This is a genomic window from Duganella sp. (assembly GCF_039595735.1).
Lineage (GTDB): Bacteria > Pseudomonadota > Gammaproteobacteria > Burkholderiales > Burkholderiaceae_D > Rugamonas.
In genome coordinates, this window is sequence record NZ_JBCNLB010000017.1 from 1 (window position 1) to 15,610 (window position 15,610).

Annotated in this window: 17 protein-coding genes; 2 read left to right on the forward strand and 15 right to left on the reverse strand. The window is 63.7% G+C overall.

All coding sequences use genetic code 11. The annotated features are described in order from the left end of the window. The 6 genes from ABDW57_RS22395 to ABDW57_RS22420 form a co-directional block, all read right to left on the reverse strand. Positions 1–166 (reverse strand): NAD-dependent epimerase/dehydratase family protein (locus ABDW57_RS22395; RefSeq protein WP_343732484.1); only part of this gene is annotated, 166 nt, incomplete at its 3' end. Positions 167–189: 23 nt separating this feature from the next. After that, positions 190–1,128 (reverse strand): formyltransferase, encoded by a 939-nt coding sequence (locus tag ABDW57_RS22400; protein ID WP_343732365.1) that lies wholly within the window; start codon positions 1,126–1,128, stop codon positions 190–192. Continuing rightward, positions 1,121–2,131: a glycosyltransferase gene (locus ABDW57_RS22405; protein ID WP_343732366.1), complete on the reverse strand. Its 1,011-nt coding sequence runs from the start codon at positions 2,129–2,131 to the stop codon at positions 1,121–1,123. Before ABDW57_RS22405 ends, ABDW57_RS22400 begins: the two co-directional genes overlap by 8 nt. Beyond that, positions 2,128–3,267, reverse strand: a complete 1,140-nt coding sequence (locus tag ABDW57_RS22410) for a DegT/DnrJ/EryC1/StrS aminotransferase family protein (protein ID WP_343732367.1) — start codon at positions 3,265–3,267, stop codon at positions 2,128–2,130. Before ABDW57_RS22410 ends, ABDW57_RS22405 begins: the two co-directional genes overlap by 4 nt. A 119-nt stretch (positions 3,268–3,386) precedes the next feature. Beyond that, a complete protein-coding gene (locus tag ABDW57_RS22415) occupies positions 3,387–5,045 on the reverse strand; it encodes a glycosyltransferase family 39 protein (RefSeq protein ID WP_343732368.1) in 1,659 nt (552 codons plus the stop codon). After that, positions 5,045–5,437, reverse strand: a complete 393-nt coding sequence (locus ABDW57_RS22420; protein WP_343732369.1) for an Mth938-like domain-containing protein — start codon at positions 5,435–5,437, stop codon at positions 5,045–5,047. The genes ABDW57_RS22415 and ABDW57_RS22420 overlap by 1 nt, the downstream gene beginning before the upstream one ends. 176 nt (positions 5,438–5,613) lie before the next feature. Here ABDW57_RS22420 and ABDW57_RS22425 point away from each other — a divergent pair, with 176 nt between their 5' ends. Together ABDW57_RS22425 and ABDW57_RS22430 are read left to right on the forward strand one after the other, a co-directional pair. After that, positions 5,614–6,846 carry a pyridoxal phosphate-dependent aminotransferase gene (locus ABDW57_RS22425; protein ID WP_343732370.1) on the forward strand — a complete coding sequence of 411 codons (1,233 nt, stop codon included), beginning with the start codon at positions 5,614–5,616 and terminating at the stop codon, positions 6,844–6,846. Positions 6,847–6,953: 107 nt separating this feature from the next. Further along, positions 6,954–8,276 carry a homoserine dehydrogenase gene (locus tag ABDW57_RS22430; RefSeq protein WP_343732371.1) on the forward strand — a complete coding sequence of 441 codons (1,323 nt, stop codon included), beginning with the start codon at positions 6,954–6,956 and terminating at the stop codon, positions 8,274–8,276. A gap of 106 nt (positions 8,277–8,382) precedes the next feature. On the opposite strand, the gene ABDW57_RS22435 is transcribed toward ABDW57_RS22430, so the two are convergent. The 9 genes from ABDW57_RS22435 to ABDW57_RS22475 form a co-directional block, all read right to left on the reverse strand. Continuing rightward, complete coding sequence (locus ABDW57_RS22435; protein WP_176647771.1) at positions 8,383–8,709, reverse strand: BON domain-containing protein; 327 nt, start codon at positions 8,707–8,709, stop codon at positions 8,383–8,385. A gap of 208 nt (positions 8,710–8,917) precedes the next feature. After that, the gene (locus ABDW57_RS22440) at positions 8,918–10,318 is read right to left on the reverse strand and encodes a sigma 54-interacting transcriptional regulator (RefSeq protein ID WP_343732372.1); all 1,401 of its coding nucleotides are present in this window, start codon (positions 10,316–10,318) and stop codon (positions 8,918–8,920) included. Beyond that, positions 10,315–10,878 carry a hypothetical protein gene (locus ABDW57_RS22445; RefSeq protein ID WP_343732373.1) on the reverse strand — a complete coding sequence of 188 codons (564 nt, stop codon included), beginning with the start codon at positions 10,876–10,878 and terminating at the stop codon, positions 10,315–10,317. Before ABDW57_RS22445 ends, ABDW57_RS22440 begins: the two co-directional genes overlap by 4 nt. After that, positions 10,868–12,298 (reverse strand): HAMP domain-containing sensor histidine kinase, encoded by a 1,431-nt coding sequence (locus ABDW57_RS22450; RefSeq protein WP_343732374.1) that lies wholly within the window; start codon positions 12,296–12,298, stop codon positions 10,868–10,870. The genes ABDW57_RS22445 and ABDW57_RS22450 overlap by 11 nt, the downstream gene beginning before the upstream one ends. 127 nt (positions 12,299–12,425) lie before the next feature. After that, positions 12,426–12,767: a ribonuclease E inhibitor RraB gene (locus ABDW57_RS22455; protein WP_343732375.1), complete on the reverse strand. Its 342-nt coding sequence runs from the start codon at positions 12,765–12,767 to the stop codon at positions 12,426–12,428. A gap of 3 nt (positions 12,768–12,770) precedes the next feature. Beyond that, positions 12,771–13,097 carry a nucleotidyltransferase domain-containing protein gene (locus ABDW57_RS22460; RefSeq protein ID WP_343732376.1) on the reverse strand — a complete coding sequence of 109 codons (327 nt, stop codon included), beginning with the start codon at positions 13,095–13,097 and terminating at the stop codon, positions 12,771–12,773. Beyond that, positions 13,087–13,305 carry a hypothetical protein gene (locus ABDW57_RS22465; RefSeq protein ID WP_343732377.1) on the reverse strand — a complete coding sequence of 73 codons (219 nt, stop codon included), beginning with the start codon at positions 13,303–13,305 and terminating at the stop codon, positions 13,087–13,089. The genes ABDW57_RS22460 and ABDW57_RS22465 overlap by 11 nt, the downstream gene beginning before the upstream one ends. A gap of 7 nt (positions 13,306–13,312) precedes the next feature. Beyond that, positions 13,313–14,773, reverse strand: a complete 1,461-nt coding sequence (locus ABDW57_RS22470; protein WP_343732378.1) for a sensor histidine kinase — start codon at positions 14,771–14,773, stop codon at positions 13,313–13,315. Positions 14,774–14,778: 5 nt separating this feature from the next. Further along, entirely contained in the window at positions 14,779–15,480 is a 702-nt protein-coding gene (locus tag ABDW57_RS22475) for a response regulator (RefSeq protein WP_343732379.1), read from the reverse strand. Positions 15,481–15,610 lie beyond the last annotated feature (130 nt).

Below are 15,610 nucleotides of genomic sequence, written 5' to 3' on the forward strand. Positions count from 1 at the left end.
TGATGTCGCCTTCGAAGAAGTGCATGCGCGGATGCGCCAGCAGCTCGCTGATGCGATCGGTGCTCATGTCCATGCCGTAGACATGCCAATCGGTGGTTTCCAGAATACGCTTGGACAGGTGATGGCCGATAAAGCCGTTCACGCCGAGAATGAGAACTTTTTTCATGTTTGGGTTTCCAATTGATATTCTTATGCCGCCAGGCGGACTTTTAATTCTTCAGCAGTGATGGGATCGCCATCAGCTGTCAGCGCGGAAATCGCCAGCATGCGGCCATCGCCGCAGACGCCAAAGATACAATTATCTACTACGGTCAAGCCGAGTGGCAAACCAAGACAATTTACGTTGCCAAAATTGCCACGCCCGGTGCCGGCCAAACGGGCGCGCTGGATCACATAGCGTACACCGCCGAGGTCGGTAAAGGCGCCCGGATAAGGAGGGGCCACCGCCCTATGCAAGTTGTAGACCTGCTGGGCCGGCAGACGCCAGTCGATGCGGCCATCTTCCGGCGTGCGGCCGCCAAAATAGCCGCCCTTGCTCAGGTCGTTATGCAGGCGCGGCGCCGTGCCGTCCAGCAGCGAGGGCAGCACACGCCACAGCGCCTGCTCGGCCGCCACCTGCACCTTGCCGAACACCTCGTGCGCGGTATCGTCCGGCAGGATCGGCACTTCCATCTGCGAGACGATGGCGCCGGCATCCGGCTTGACGGTCATTTCATGCAGGGTGGCGCCGGTGACCGTGGCGCCGTGCAGCACCGCCCAGTTGACCGGGGCGCGGCCGCGGAATTCCGGCAGCAGCGAGCCATGCATATTGAAAGCAGGCGCCACCGCCAGCAGCGCGGCCGGCAGCATGTGACGGTAATAGAAGCTGAACATCAGGTCCGGTTCGACGGTTTTCACCTGTTCCAGCAGCTCCGGCGAGCGGGCGTCGGCCGGGGTGACGTAGGGGATGCCTTCGGTCTGGCACAGCGAGATCATCGATTCAAACCAGATGTTTTCGCTGGCGCTGTCTTCGTGGGTGACCACCAGCGCCACCTCCACGCCGGCGGCCAGCAACACCTTCAGGCAGCGCACGCCGACATTGTGGTAGCCGAACACCACCGCGCGCTTGCGCAGGTCGAGGTCATTCATGGCGGCGGCCCACGGTACGTTTTTCCACGCCGGCCGGCACTTCCACCGGCTCGCCCGGTTTTTGCTGCAAAATGGTTTGCACCACGTAGCGCGGCCGCGCACGCACTTGCTGGAAGATGCGGCCAATATACTCGCCCAGCAAACCGATGCCGAACAGGATCACGCCCATGAAGAAGAAGGTGATGGCAAACAGCGTGAACACGCCTTCCGCTTCCGCGCCCAGGAACAGGCGGCGCACCAGCAGCACCAGCACCAGGATGCCGGACACCAGCGACAACAGCATGCCCATCATGGAGTAGAACTGCAGCGGCACCAGCGAGAAGCCGGTGACCAGGTCGAAGTTCAGGCGGATCAGGCTGTACAGTGAATACTTCGATTCGCCGGCCGCGCGCTCCTCGTGCTCCACCACGATCTCGGTCGGGTTGCGGGCAAAGCGGTAGGCCAGCGCCGGCACGAAGGTGTTGACCTCGGCGCACTGGTTCATCAGGTCGACGATGTTGCGGCCATAGGCGCGCAGCATATTGCCCTGGTCGGTGATCTTGATGTTGGTGATGCGCTCGCGCAGGCGGTTCATGGCCTTGGAGGCATAGGTACGCCAGGCGACATCCTGGCGCTTGCGGCGGATCGAACCGACGTAGTCGTAGCCCTCGCGCATCTTGGCCACCAGGTTGCCGATTTCTTCCGGCGGATTTTGCAGGTCGGCGTCCAGCGTGATCATGATCTCGCCGCGCGCCGCTTCAAAGCCGGCCAGGATCGCCATGTGCTGGCCGTAGTTACCGTTGAACAGCACCACGCGGGTGACGTCCGGGCGGGCGCGGAACTGCTCGGCCAGGATGGACACCGAGTTGTCGCGGCTGCCGTCGTTGACAAACACGATCTCGTAGCTGGTGCCCAGCTTGTCGAGCGCCGGATACAGGCGCGCGAACAAGGCGGCCAGGCCGGCCTGCTCGTTGTAGATGGGGATGACGACGGAAATTTCCGGCTTGTTCATGGGCGCGTTCATTTGACCAGGATCGCTTTCACGGCGGCGGCCACGCGGTCGACGTCGGCGCTGGTCATGGCATAGAACATCGGCAGGGTCACGGTCAGGCGGCCGATTTTTTCCGCCACCGGGAACATGCCTTCCTTGAAGCCGCGCTCGCGGTACATGGTGAACAGGTGGATCGGCGCGTAGTGGTAGCCGGTGCCGATGTTGAAGCGGTCCTTCATGGCATGCATGAAGTCGGCGCGGGTGCCGGGGCCGTGGTCCGGCAGGATGATCTGGAACAGATGGTAATTGCTGGAATCGAAGGCTTGCAGCGGCAGCTGGGCGCCGGACTGCGCTTCAAAGTCCGCGCCAAACGCCTCGTAATAGCGGCGTGCCAGCGCGCGGCGGTGGGCGGTGATCTGCTCGACGTTGGCAAACTGGCCCAGGCCGATGGCGGCCATGATGTCGCTCATATTGTATTTGCCGCCGAGGACGTCGACGTCAATGCCATCGACGCCGCTGCGGGTCACGCCCTGCAGGCGGTATTTCTCGGCCAGTCTGGCTTCTTCCTCGTTGTTGAGGACCAGTGCCCCGCCTTCGCCGGTGGTGATGTTCTTGTTGGCCTGGAAGCTGAACGAGATGAAGTCGCCAAAAGAGCCAATGCGCTTGCCTTGCCATTCCGAACCGAAGGCCTGAGCCGCGTCTTCCACCACGCGCAGCTGGTGCTTGCGCGCGATGGCGTACAGGCGATCCATGTCGACCGGCAGGCCGGACAGGTAGACCGGAATGATGGCCTTGGTGCGCGGCGTGATGGCGGCTTCCAGCTGGTCGAGGTCGATGTTGCGGGTGAGCGGGTCGATATCGGCAAACACCGGCGTGGCGCCCACTTCAATGATGACGTTGGCGGTGGCCACCCACGAGATTGGCGTGGTGATCACTTCGTCGCCGGGACCGATGCCGGCGATGCGCAGCGCGATCTCCATGGTGCAGGTGCCGGAATTGAAGGTGCGCACCGGACGGCCGCCAAAGTATTCCGACATGCGGGCTTCAAACGCCGCCACTTTCGGGCCGCTGGTGATCCAGCCCGAGCGCAGGACTTCGCCCACGGCGGTGATGGTGGCCTCGTCGATGGTAGGCCGGGAGAATGGCAGGAAGGGCAGATCAGCACTCATGAGGTGGTTTGCTCGCTAGTATTTTTATATAAAACGTCTGGCCGCAATTCTAAAGTGTTCATCAGGTGCGCGCCAGCCGCACCATAGCGTTACAGCTGGCGAACTAGCCTAATTGTTCATTACCGATTGGTAATGACGATGCGGCGGGTATCCTCGGCCACCACCCGCATCGGAAGTCCCTTGGCTTTCAGCGCGGCATAGGTGTCGCCGGCAAGGATGGCCATGGCCTTGGTGTTTTGCGCACTCAGATGCTGCCATTGCTCGATAAAGCCTTGCATCGGGATAGACAGCTCCGGCTGCTGGCGCAGGCCGAAGGTGAATTCATCCCAGTAATCGACCAGAATCACGGTGCGGTTGAGGTAGAAGGTCATCGACTGCTCGTAGGTGGCAACCGAGTAGATGCGGGTGTCGGGCTGCAGTTCCGGCAGCATTTTCAGCGCCAGCGTCTTGCCGGCGCGCATATTGCCGTAAGGTTCAAAGCCGGCCAGGATCAGCTGTACCGAGATAAAACCGGCAATCGCCAGGGTCAGCACGCTGAGGTCGCGCCGCAGCTGGCGCGCGTGCAGCAGCGACAGGGCGCCGCCGGCCGCGGCCACGATGGCGGCGGTCAGCACCCACGGCTGATAGGCGATCAGCAGGGCGCGCTCGTCCGGATGGCGCACCGAGATGTCGACCATCTGCGTCAGGACCGCCAGGCCGCATCCGCCTACCACGATCAGCAGGCAGGCCGCGATCATGCGGTTCAGGCGCGAGGCGTTTTCCAGATAGGTGGCGCACAGCATGGCCATGGCCGGGAACACCGGCACAATGTAGCCCGGCAGCTTGGAGCTGGAATAGCTGAAGAAGAAGGTGATGAACACCACCCAGATCAACAGCATCAGGCGCGGCTGGAACACCGCGCCCGGCGTGCGTCTGGCGCTGTTGAACAGCGCCTGCGGCGCCACGCCCAGCCACGGCATCAGGCCCGGCAGCAGCAGCAGCAGGAAGTAGTACCACGGGCCTTCGCGGTGGTGGGTCTTGAGGAAGAAACGTTCCCAGTGTTCGTGGATGAAGAAGAAGTGCGGCTGCTCCGGGTTCTTCAGGCCGACCAGCACGAACCACGGCGCGGCAATCGCCAGGAACAGCAACAGGCCCTTGCCGAGGTGCAGGCGCTTCCAGATGGCGAAGTCGCGCGACAGCAGGCTGTAGAGAGTCAGCACGGCGCCCGGCAGCACCAGGCCGATCAGGCCCTTGGCCAGCACCGCCAGTGCCATGCCGGCCCAGCAGACCAGCATCCAGTTGCGCTGCTCGGCCGGCGTGGCGCCGTCGCGCTGGGCGATCAGCATGGCGCACAGGGCGATGGTCATCATGGCGGACAAGCTCATGTCCAGCGAGTTGATCTGGCCGCCCGCCACCCAGAACAGGCTGGAGCCGAGCACCAGCGCGGCGTAGAAGCCGGCGCGCGCGCCAAACACGCGCCTGGCGGCATAGCCGGTGAACAGCACGCCGCCGAGGCCGCACAAGCCGGTCCACAGGCGCGCCTGCCACTCGCCCAGGCCAAAGGCGGCAAACGACAGGGCATTCATCCAGGTTTGCAGCGGCGGCTTTTCAAAATACTTGATGCCGTTCAGGCGGGTGGTGATCCAGTCGCCGCTGGCCCACATTTCGCGCGCCATTTCAGCGTAACGGCCCTCATCGGGCGGCACCAGGGTGCGTACGCCCAGCATGTACAGCCAGACAATGGCAAACGCCGCCAGCAGCGACCACAGGAATTTCTTCGAATTGTACAGATCGTTCATCAGGCGGTTTTGCCCTCGTTGGCGTCAATCACCAGGGCCAGCGTGACTTTGCGGCCCTCTCCCATCAGGATGTTGTAGGTGCGGCAGGCCGCCTGGCTGTCCATGCATTCCACGCCGATGCGGCGCATGGTCAGCGCGGCGGTCAGCTTGGGGTGGATGAAGCGCTGGCGCGCGCCGGTGCCAAGGATGACCACGTCCGGGCTGTCGGCGCCGATGAGGTCGAAATGCGCTGCGGTGAGAGACTCGAAAGTGGGGGCATTCCACGCGCGCGGCGGGGTTTCCGGCAATACAACCAGGCTGTAGTTGTAGCGCTCGGCATTGATTTCCACGCCGGTTTCATCGTAGCCGGTCACGGTCTGGTATTTTTGGGTATCGCTTTGGTGGAGCTTCATGGTGGAAATCGCGTATTTTGGACAGCAAAAGAAGCGTCATTGTAGCGTTTTAAAGATGAAAGGTTGATTAAATCAGGGCCTTTCGGCAGAATGGTTCTTTTCGCATTGCAGCACGGGCCGGCTTGGGCGTTTTTGGCAGGTCAGAGAAGTTTGCCTCACATAAACAGGATTTTATTTTGCGACCGATTCAAAAATCGAACAAACTGGCGGAAGTCTGCTACGAGATCCGCGGCCCGGTGCCGGAAAAAGCCCGGCAAATGGAGGAAGAAGGCCATAAGATTACGAAGTTGAACATCGGCAACTTGGCGGTGTTCGGCTTTGATCCGCCGGACGAGATCGTGCAGGACATGAAAATGAATCTGTCCAACGCGGCCGGCTACACCGACTCCAAGGGCATGTTCGCGCCGCGCAAGGCGGTGATGCATTACACCCAGGGCAAGAATATCCGCGGCGTCAGCATCGACGACATTTACCTCGGCAATGGCGCCTCGGAACTGATCGTCATGTCGATGAATGCGCTGCTCAACAACGGCGACGAGGTGCTGGTGCCGGCGCCCGACTATCCGCTGTGGACGGCGGCGGTATCGCTGTCCGGCGGCAAGCCGGTGCATTACATCTGCGACGAGCAGCAGGACTGGTTCCCGGACATCGAAGACATGCGCAGCAAGATCACGCCAAACACGCGCGCGATCGTGGTGATCAACCCCAACAACCCGACCGGCGCGCTGTACCCGGTCGAGCTGCTGCTGCAGATCATCGAGCTGGCGCGCCAGCACCAGCTGATCATCTACGCCGATGAAATTTACGACAAGGTGCTGTATGACGGCGCCCAGCACGTCTCGATCGCCTCGCTTTGCGACGACGTGCTGTTCGTCACCTTCAATGGCTTGTCCAAGAATTACCGCGCCTGCGGCTACCGTTCCGGCTGGATGGTAGTGTCGGGCGAAAAATCGCACGCGAAAGATTACATCGAAGGCCTCAACATGCTGGCCTCGATGCGCTTGTGCGCCAACGCTCCGGGGCAGTTTGCGATCCAGACTGCGCTTGGCGGCTACCAGTCCATCGACGACCTGGTGGGCCCGGGCGGGCGCCTGTTGAAGCAACGCGATCTGGCTTACAAGCTGCTGACCGAGATTCCGGGCGTCACTTGTGTCAAGCCGAAAGCGGCGCTGTACATGTTCCCGCGTCTTGATCCGAAGATCTATCCGATCGCGGATGACCAGCAGTTTGCATACGAGCTGCTGGCCGAAACGAAAGTGCTGATCGTCCAGGGCAGCGGCTTCAACTGGATCGCCCCGGATCACTTCCGCGTGGTGTTCCTGCCGAACTCGGACGATATGGTGGAGGCTTTTGGCCGCATGGCCAAGTTCATGGAAAGCTACCGCAAGCGCCACGGCGCCAGCTTTTAACCCGTCATTCCGGCGCCGGCCGGAATCCATGGAACGCCATCGAATTCGGCGCCTCAGCATGGATTCCGGCTTTCGCCGGAATGACGTATGAGATCTTTGGAATGAATATGAAACCAATCAAAGTAGGCTTGTTAGGCGTCGGCAATGTCGGCGGTGGTACGTTTGACGTACTGGAGCGCAACCAGGAAGAGATCCGCCGCCGCGCCGGCCGCAGCATCGAGGTGGTGGCCGTGTCGGCCCGCAACCTGGAGCGCGCCAAGGCGCGCACCGGCGGCAAGGTCAAGGTGGTGGCCAATCCGGCCGACATCGTCAACGATCCGGAAATCGATATCGTCGTCGAACTGATCGGCGGCTATGACCAGGCCAGGGAACTGGTGCTGAAGGCCATCGAAAACGGCAAGCACGTGGTCACCGCCAACAAGGCGCTGCTGGCTGTGCATGGCAACGAGATTTTCGCCGCGGCGCAAGCCAAGGGCGTGATGGTGGCGTTTGAAGCGGCCGTGGCCGGCGGCATCCCCATCATCAAGGCGCTGCGTGAAGGCCTGACCGCCAACCGCATCGACTGGTTTGCCGGCATCATCAACGGCACCACCAACTTCATCCTGTCCGAGATGCGCGACAAGGGCCTGGACTTCGCCACCGTGCTGAAGCAGGCGCAGGAACTGGGCTACGCTGAAGCCGACCCCACCTTCGACATCGAGGGCGTGGACGCGGCGCACAAGGCCACCATCATGTCGGCCATCGCCTTCGGCATTCCGGTGCAGTTCGACAAGGCCCACGTGGAAGGCATTTCCAAGCTGAACGCGGTGGACATCAAGTACGCCGAACAGCTGGGCTACCGCATCAAGCTGCTGGGCATCGCCAAGCGCGCCAGGGTGGGCGGCAAGGAGGGCGTGGAACTGCGCGTCCATCCGACCCTGATTCCATCCAAGCGCCTGATCGCCAACGTGGAAGGCGCCATGAACGCGGTGCTGGTGCAGGGCGACGCCGTTGGCGCCACGCTGTACTACGGCAAGGGCGCCGGCTCCGAGCCGACCGCCTCGGCCGTGATTGCCGACCTGGTCGACATCACCCGCCTGGCCACCGCCGATCCGGAACACCGCGTGCCGCACCTGGCCTTCCAGCCGAACGCCATGACCAACATCGAGATCCTGCCGATGTCGGAAGTGACCACCAGCTACTACCTGCGCATGAACGTGAGCGACCAGCCGGGCGTGCTGGCCGACCTGACCCGCATCCTGGCCGATGCCGGCATCTCGATCGACGCCATGCTGCAGAAGGAACCGGCCGACGGCGAGACCCGCACCGACATCATCTTCCTGACCCACCAGACCCAGGAAAAGAATGTCACGGCCGCCATCGCCAAGATGGAAGGGCTGTCGACGGTGTGCGGCAGCGTCACCAAGATCCGCCTGGAAAACCTCAGCTAAACCGGCGAAAAAAAGCCGGGACAGTGTCTACGCACACGGTCCCGGCAAAGGGTAAGGGGCAGCTACTCCTATTTAGTGCCCGGTACTACATTGCTGCTGTTACGGCTTACTTCGAAGCGACGGTCAGTTCGCTCTTCACTTCCTTCACGCCCGGCACGGCCGATGCTACCTGGATGGCCTTGGTGCCGACGTCGGTGCTGGCCACGGTGCCGCTCAGGGTCACCACGCCGTCAGCGGTGGTCACGCCAATCTGCTTTTGATCTGCCAGCGATGCCTTGATCTTGCTGGTAATCGCCTCGTCATTGGTCGCGGTGCCAGCCTTGGCTGCGCCAGCCAGGGCGGCGTCCTGTTGTGCGAAGGCGGTACCGGTGGCGGCAGCGGCGGTCAGGGCGGTGGCAACCATCAGGCGGGCGATCAGTTGTTTGGTCATCATGATTTGCTTCCTTTATCGAGTTTGAGGATAAAACGTCAGTGACGTTGTCCTACTCTTTGCAAACCCCGTGCCAGCTCTGATTTTTCTTTTAAATTCAACGAGTTATAATGATTTTTCTAATGGGAAATCATAATGTTGTGGTTTTTTCGGCCATATTGCCGCGATTTTGTCGGGAAATGGCGACAAGCTGTCGGCACCGCGATGCAAGTCATTGATTTTTAAGGTGATCTTCTTGTCGCTCCGTGGCGACATCGCCGCGGAACAGACTGGCATCGAGTTCATGCTTTTGCAGCAGCCGGTAAAACTCCGTGCGGTTGCGTTCGGCCAGGCGGGCGGCGTCGGCCACGTTACCGTCGGTCAGTTTGAGCAGCTGCACCAGGTAATTGCGCTCGAACCGCTGGCGCGCTTCGTTATAGCTGAGCACCTCCAGCGAGGGCACGCGCAGCGCCCGCTGCACCAGCGACAGCGGCACCAGCGGCGCGGTGGCCAGCGCGCAGACGTGCTCGACCACGTTGTACAGCTGGCGCACATTGCCGGGCCAGGCCGAGGTGGTGAGCGCTTCCAGCGCGTCCGGCGCAAAGCCGCGCACAGTCTTGCCATACTTGGCGGCCAGCGTGTGCAGGAACTGGGTGGCCATCGGCGCGATGTCCTCGCGCCGCTGCGCCAGCGGCGGCAAGGTCAGGGTGATGACGTTGAGGCGGTAATACAAGTCTTCGCGGAACTGGCCCTCCTGCATGGCCACGTCCAGGTCGCGGTGGGTGGCGGACAGGATGCGCACATCCACCGGCCTCGCCACGTCCGAGCCGAGCTGGCGCACCACGCGCTCCTGCAGCACCCGCAGCAGCTTGACCTGCAGCAGCAGCGGCATGTCGCCAATCTCATCCAGGAACAGGGTGCCGCCATCGGCCGCCTGCAGCAGGCCTTCGCGGCTGGCGACCGCGCCGGTGTAGGCGCCCTTGACGTGGCCGAACAGCTCGGATTCCAGCAGCGCTTCCGGGATGGCGCCGCAATTGACGGCAATAAAGGGCGCGCTCGCACGCCGGCTGGCGCGGTGGATGGCTTGCGCCAGCAATTCCTTGCCGGTGCCGCTTTCGCCGCGGATCAGGATGCTGGCGTCGGAGGCGGCCACCAGCCGCGCTTCGGCCAGCAGCTCGTCCATGCACTGGCTGCGGCTGATGATGGCCGAGCGCCACTCCTCGTCGGCCTCGGCGGGACGGGCGGCCGGCGCCGCCAGGCTCAGGGCCTGGGCGATACGTTCCAGCAATACCTTGGCGTCAAACGGCTTGGTCAGATAGGCATAGGCGCCCAGGGTGGTGGCTTCCACCGCATCCGGAATGCTGCCGTGCGCGGTCAGCAGGATCACCGGCAGGGCCGGATAGCTGCGGCGGATTTCCTGGAACAGCCACATGCCGTCGCGGTCGGGCAGGCGGATGTCGCTGATCACCAGCCGCGGCAGTTCCATCGACAGCCGCGCCAGCGCCGCCTCGGCGCTGGTGACCGCGGTGACGCGGTAGCCATTGGCGCTCAGCCGCATCGACAGCAGGCGCAGCAAGTCGTCGTCATCGTCCACCAGCAGCAGGTGGGCGCCTTGTCCCTGGGTTGCATTCATTTGGTCACCTGTGGTCCGGGTGCCGGACGGACCGGCAGTGTGCGTTCGATGGTCTTCAGGCCTTCCAGCATCTCATTCAATTGCTCGATGCGGCGCTGGTTATCCTTTTGCTGCGCGGCCAGGCGGTCGGCATGTTCGTACAGGCGGCGCATTTCGGCGCAGTTGGCGGACAGCATTTGTGCCAGCGGCCGGAACGGCGCCGCCTCCACCTCGGCCGAGGTGGCCACGCTGTCGAGCAGCGCCTGGGCACGCGCCAGATCGCCGCCGCCGCGCGTGAGCATCAGCGCCATGCCCATCTGGATCGCCACCCGCGGGCTGCGCTGCTGCAGACCCAGCCCGCTCAATTCCTTCAGCAGCTCGCCCTGGCTCATGCGGCGCAGCGACTGGTGATAGCTCAGCAGCGGACCGACTTCATCCGGTGGCGGCGGCGGCGCCTGGATCACTTCCACCACCGGCGGTGGCGGTGGCGCCGGCGCCGGATCGGCCGGCAGCGGCGAATTCAGGGTGCAGGCCGCCAGCGTCAGGCAGGCCAGCAGGATCAGGTAGTGCTTAGCGTTCATAGGGAAGTTCAATGTGGAAGTGGGCGCCGCGTTCGGACGGCAGCAATTTCAGGACGCCGCCATGTGCGGTCACATATTCCTGCACGATGGACAGGCCAATGCCGTTGCCGCGCCGGGCCCCGGGCGGCTGGCGCTGTCCCTGGTAAAACGGTTCGAAGATGCGGGCCGCGTCTTCGGCCGCCACGCCCGGCCCCTGGTCGACGCAGTCGAGCAGCAGCTTGCCGTTCAGCTCGCCCAGGCGGAAGCTGATCAGGCCGCCTTGCGGGCTGAAGCGCACCGCATTCGACAGCAGGTTGCCCAGCACGATGGCCAGCTTGTCGGCGTCGGCGGCGATCGGCCGCGCCTTGCCCTCGGCCACCACGGTCAGGCGCGCGGCCTGCCATTGCAGGCGCTGGCTGTCGACCGCCTGCGTCAGCAATTCGCTCATGTCCACCAGCTGGCGCTGCAGGTGCTGGGCGTCGAAGGTGGCGGCGTTGTAGCGCAGCAGCGCTTCGATCTGCGACTGCAGGGCCGCGGTGTTCTGGTTGAGGATGCCGGCAATCTCGCGCTGATCGGGCGACAGCGCGCCGGCCACGCCATCCTCCAGCAGGGCCACCCCTTCGCGCAACGCCGCCAGCGGCGTCTTCAGCTCGTGCGAGATGTGGCGCAGGAAGCGCGCCTTGTCCGCCTCCAGATCGGCCAGGCGCTGGCGCAGCCAGTTCAGCTGCTGGCCGACGCGTTGCAGGTCGCTGGGGCCGCGCACGGCAATCGCCTGGTCGTAGCGGTTCTCGCCCAGCGTGTCGATGGCTTGTTCGATTTGCGCCAGCGGGCGCGACAGCCAGAAGCCAAAGCCCGAGGCCAGCGCGGCCGCCAGGATGATGGAGCCGATCACCTGTGCCTTGAGCACGGCGCGGCGCTGGTCCAGTTCGGCCAGCAGCTCGCCGTTGCGCCGTTCCACTTCCTGTTTGACTTCCTCGGCCAGTTGTTCGTTCATGTCGGGCAGCGGCGCCAGCACCCGTTCCAGCGCCTGCTGGCGGGCGCTGCGGGCGCTGAGCGGGCGCGACGGCGCCTGCAGGATGTCCCAGGCCTGCTGGCCGGCCTCGCGCCAGCGCTCGAACAGGGTGTCCTGCGCATAGGGCAGGGCGGCCGCCACCGCGTCCAGCGCCAGCTGGGCGTCGCGCCAGGCATCGGCATAGCGCTTGCGGAAGGCCGGGTCGTCCAGCACCATGTACTGGCGGGCGCTGCGCGTCATGGCAACGCTGCGCTCGGCCAGTTGCTGGGTATTTTCAGTGAGCGCCAGCGCGTGGCGTCCGCTGTCGCGGCTGTGGGCGGCCAGGCGGTCCAGGGTCCACAGGGCATGCAGCGAGGCGGCGCTCAGCAGCACGGCAATCAACAGGAAGACGCCCAGCAGCAACTGGCGAAACGAGAGTTTCGAGAGCATGTGGGTCAGGAAATGGCTATGTTGATGGAATCATATGACCAAACAGCCGGGATGGCCTGTTCGATTGGCATCAACGCCTGCATTTGCTGCCGGGGGAAGGCGGCCAGCGGTGCCGGCCGGGGCGGGTTTATTCGGCGGGGCCGACGTCCATGCCGTCGTAGGATTCGAGCTGGTGCTCGGCGGCGAATTGGTAGAATTCCTGGTTGCGGGCGTGCAGGGTGTCGACCGTGTGCTTCTCGACTTTCTCGATATGCAGCCACCACAGCGCCGGATTGCCGGCTTCCGGCTTGGAGTCGTAGATGCCGACGAACTGATAGCCTTTGGTCTGCAGCGCGGGCACGGCGGCTTCCAGCCTGGCCTTGTCGGCATCGGCAAAAAAGTAGCCCCACAACAGCGGCTTGCTGATATCCCATGGCGCGTTCTGTTTCATGTCCGCAAACAGCGTGACCATTTCTTCTTTGGTAATCATGATTTATTCCTTGGAGCGGCGGTAGAGACTGATGCCCAGTCGCTCAATTTGGGCCAGTAGTTCAGGATTGTCGATCTGTTCGTGAATGGACAGGTCGATCTTGTAAGGCAGAAGGAGATTGTCCAGTGCGTGCTCTATTGTAAACAATAGCGGCACGGTCAGTCCTTTTCCTACAAGGCAGAGGTCGATATCCGATCCAGGCCGGAAGTTCCCGCGCGCGCGGGAGCCGTGCAGTATAGCGTGCTCAACCTGCGGGAAGTTGCGCAGCACTGCGGCGATGGCGGCCACGGTGTGCGCGGACAAGCCATGCGCTGCGTCATCAAACTGCATCAGAAAGCTCCACCATGCGCTGCTCGAACTGGCAGAACAACGTGAAATAGCTGCTGGGAATTAAGGCGGCAATTTTGTCGGCGGTGGCCTTGTTGTAAGTATGTCCAAGTTCGTTCAGTTGGCCTTTGTCGATGAGTTTCCTTAGCTGTGCCAGAGCCAGCCGATAATTCGACAGTCGTTGCAGCCAACGGAGATGGGGCTCGCTCATGATGACGCTATTTTACCGCGTCGAAGGCGATGCTGACTTTCAGGCCGGCGTGATGGGCGGCGTCGTCCAGGGTGATGGTGGCGTGGTGCAGGGTGGCAATGTCGCGCACGATGGCCAGCCCCAGACCGTGGCCGCCCGGATTGCGCTCCAGCGTGGCGGCGGCGCGGTAGAACGGCGTGAATACCCGCTCGCGCTCGGCGGCGGCGATGCCGGGACCGCTGTCTTCCACTTCCAGCAGCACCTGATCCGCCGCTTCGCGCACGCGCAGGATGACGCTGCCGCCGGCCGGCGTGTAGCGCAGCGCATTGTCGACCAGGTTGGCCAGCAGCTCGTGCAGCAGCAGCGACTGGCCCTGCACGCGGCCTTCCTGTTCGGCTTCCAGCGACAGGTCAATATTCCTGGCCACGGCCGTCACCGCCAGCTCCAGCCCCACCTGACGCGCCAGTTCGCGCAGCGAGACCGGTTCGGTATTGTCTTCGCTGCGGTGCTCGATGCGCGCCAGCGTCAGCAGGCGGTTGGCCAGGTTGACGGTGGAATCGGTGGTGGTGGCCATGCTGCGCACGATGTCGCGCAGCGCCTCCGGATCGGCGCCGGCCTTGTCGCATTCGCGCAGCGCCAGTTCGGCCTGGGTTTTCAGCACGGTCAGCGGCGTGCGCAGCTGGTGCGAGGCGTCCGCAATGAAGCGGCGCTGGCTGTTGATCAGCATGTGCATGCGCAGGCGTGAGCTGTTCAGGGCCGCCACCAGCGGCCGCACTTCCTTGTGCACCAGCGTCGGATCGACGTCGGAGGCATCGTTGGGATCGCGCGTTTCGACCGCGTTCTTCAGCTGCATCAGCGGCTGCAGCACCAGCCGCACCGCGAACCACACCAGCAGCGCCACCGCCGCCAGCAACAGCGCTTGCCACATCAGCGTGTCGAACAGGATCTGGTTGGACAGCACGCGCCGCGCCTCCAGTGTTTCGCCGACCTGAATCAGCGCGATGCCGCGCATGGAATCGTCGTACACCGGTTGCAGCAGGGCGGCAATGCGCACCGGCTGACCGTTGTAGTTGGCGTGATAAAAGCGCACCAGCGCCGGATAGGCTTCCGAGCGCGGCACGTTGGCCGGCACCGGCGGCAGGTCGGCGTAGCCGGACACGGTTTCGCCGGCGATGCCGGTGACCTTGTAGTAGATGCGGCCCAGCGTGTCGGTTTCAAAGCTGTCCAGCGCCACGTAGGGCACGTCGGCCACCACTTTGCCGTCCACCACCGAGACCCGCTCCGCCAGCGCGCGCGTGGAGGCCAGCAGCGAGCGGTCGTAGGCAATGTCGGCGGCATCGAGTGCGTTGCGGTAGACCGAGATGGTGTTGAGCGCCACCAGCACCAGCAGGGGGCCGAGCAGCCAGCGCAGCAGCTGTCCGCGCAGGCTGCCCAGCGCGGCGCCCGGCGCGAGACCGAGGCGGCGGGCAAGGGCGGGCAGCAGTGGCATGGTGCTCAGGCCGTGCCGACCGCGGCGCGCGGCTGCAGCAGGTAGCCGATGCCGCGCAGGGTGGTGATGACAGCGGCGTCCGGGCCGGGTATGTCGAGCTTCTTGCGCACCCGGTGGATGTACAGGTCGATGGCGTCGATGCCGGCATCATCGCCTAGCGAGAATACTTCATCGAATAGCTTTTCCTTGGAGACTGCGCGGCCGCTGCGGGTGATCAGCGTTTCCAGCACCGCGTGCTCGCGCGGCGTCAGCGCCAGCGGATTGCCGGCGTAGCTGAACATGCGGGTGACGGTGTCGAAACTGAGCGCGCCGCAGTGGTGTACCAGTGCCTCGTTGCCGACGCTGCGGCGCAGCAGCGCTTTCACACGCGCCTCCAGCTCCGCCAGTTCGAACGGCTTGGCCAGATAATCGTCGGCGCCCAGGTTCAGGCCCTGCACGCGGTCTTCCAGTCCGCCGCGCGCGGTCAGGATCAGCACCGGCGTCTTGGCGCGCGCGCCGCCGCGTGCGCGCAGGCGCTTGAGCACATCCAGCCCGTCCATGCGCGGCAAGGTCAGGTCGAGGATCACCAGCGCGTAATCCTGGGTGTGCAGCAGGGCGTCGGCGTCGGCGCCGTTGTCGGCGCATTCCACCGTCAGATGGGCGTCGCGCAGGGCCTTGGCCAGCCAGTGCTGCAATTCAGTGTGGTCTTCAACTAACAGTATGCGCATGAGGGCTTGCCAGTTCGTTCAAATAAGTGCAGGGTAAGGCCAGCATCATGGCGCCGGCGCGCGGAAAAGGGAAGTCCCGGTCGTGCTTGTGGTCAGCAGGAGACATTGAAAGGCAATTGAAAGATTGACG

Bases quoted from the DNA above. Each gene is read 5' to 3' on its own strand.
- ABDW57_RS22465 (WP_343732377.1), bottom strand. From the start codon at position 13,305: ATGAGCGAGCCCCATCTCCGTTGGCTGCAACGACTGTCGAATTATCGG.
- ABDW57_RS22435 (WP_176647771.1), bottom strand. From the start codon at position 8,709: ATGATGACCAAACAACTGATCGCCCGCCTGATGGTTGCCACCGCCCTG.
- ABDW57_RS22420 (WP_343732369.1), bottom strand. From the start codon at position 5,437: ATGAAGCTCCACCAAAGCGATACCCAAAAATACCAGACCGTGACCGGC.
- ABDW57_RS22430 (WP_343732371.1), top strand. From the start codon at position 6,954: ATGAAACCAATCAAAGTAGGCTTGTTAGGCGTCGGCAATGTCGGCGGT.
- ABDW57_RS22455 (WP_343732375.1), bottom strand. From the start codon at position 12,767: ATGATTACCAAAGAAGAAATGGTCACGCTGTTTGCGGACATGAAACAG.
- ABDW57_RS22410 (WP_343732367.1), bottom strand. From the start codon at position 3,267: ATGAGTGCTGATCTGCCCTTCCTGCCATTCTCCCGGCCTACCATCGAC.
- ABDW57_RS22470 (WP_343732378.1), bottom strand. From the start codon at position 14,773: ATGCCACTGCTGCCCGCCCTTGCCCGCCGCCTCGGTCTCGCGCCGGGC.
- ABDW57_RS22440 (WP_343732372.1), bottom strand. From the start codon at position 10,318: ATGAATGCAACCCAGGGACAAGGCGCCCACCTGCTGCTGGTGGACGAT.
- ABDW57_RS22415 (WP_343732368.1), bottom strand. From the start codon at position 5,045: ATGAACGATCTGTACAATTCGAAGAAATTCCTGTGGTCGCTGCTGGCG.
- ABDW57_RS22400 (WP_343732365.1), bottom strand. From the start codon at position 1,128: ATGAATGACCTCGACCTGCGCAAGCGCGCGGTGGTGTTCGGCTACCAC.
- ABDW57_RS22405 (WP_343732366.1), bottom strand. From the start codon at position 2,131: ATGAACGCGCCCATGAACAAGCCGGAAATTTCCGTCGTCATCCCCATC.
- ABDW57_RS22475 (WP_343732379.1), bottom strand. From the start codon at position 15,480: ATGCGCATACTGTTAGTTGAAGACCACACTGAATTGCAGCACTGGCTG.
- ABDW57_RS22450 (WP_343732374.1), bottom strand. From the start codon at position 12,298: ATGCTCTCGAAACTCTCGTTTCGCCAGTTGCTGCTGGGCGTCTTCCTG.
- ABDW57_RS22445 (WP_343732373.1), bottom strand. From the start codon at position 10,878: ATGAACGCTAAGCACTACCTGATCCTGCTGGCCTGCCTGACGCTGGCG.
- ABDW57_RS22460 (WP_343732376.1), bottom strand. From the start codon at position 13,097: ATGCAGTTTGATGACGCAGCGCATGGCTTGTCCGCGCACACCGTGGCC.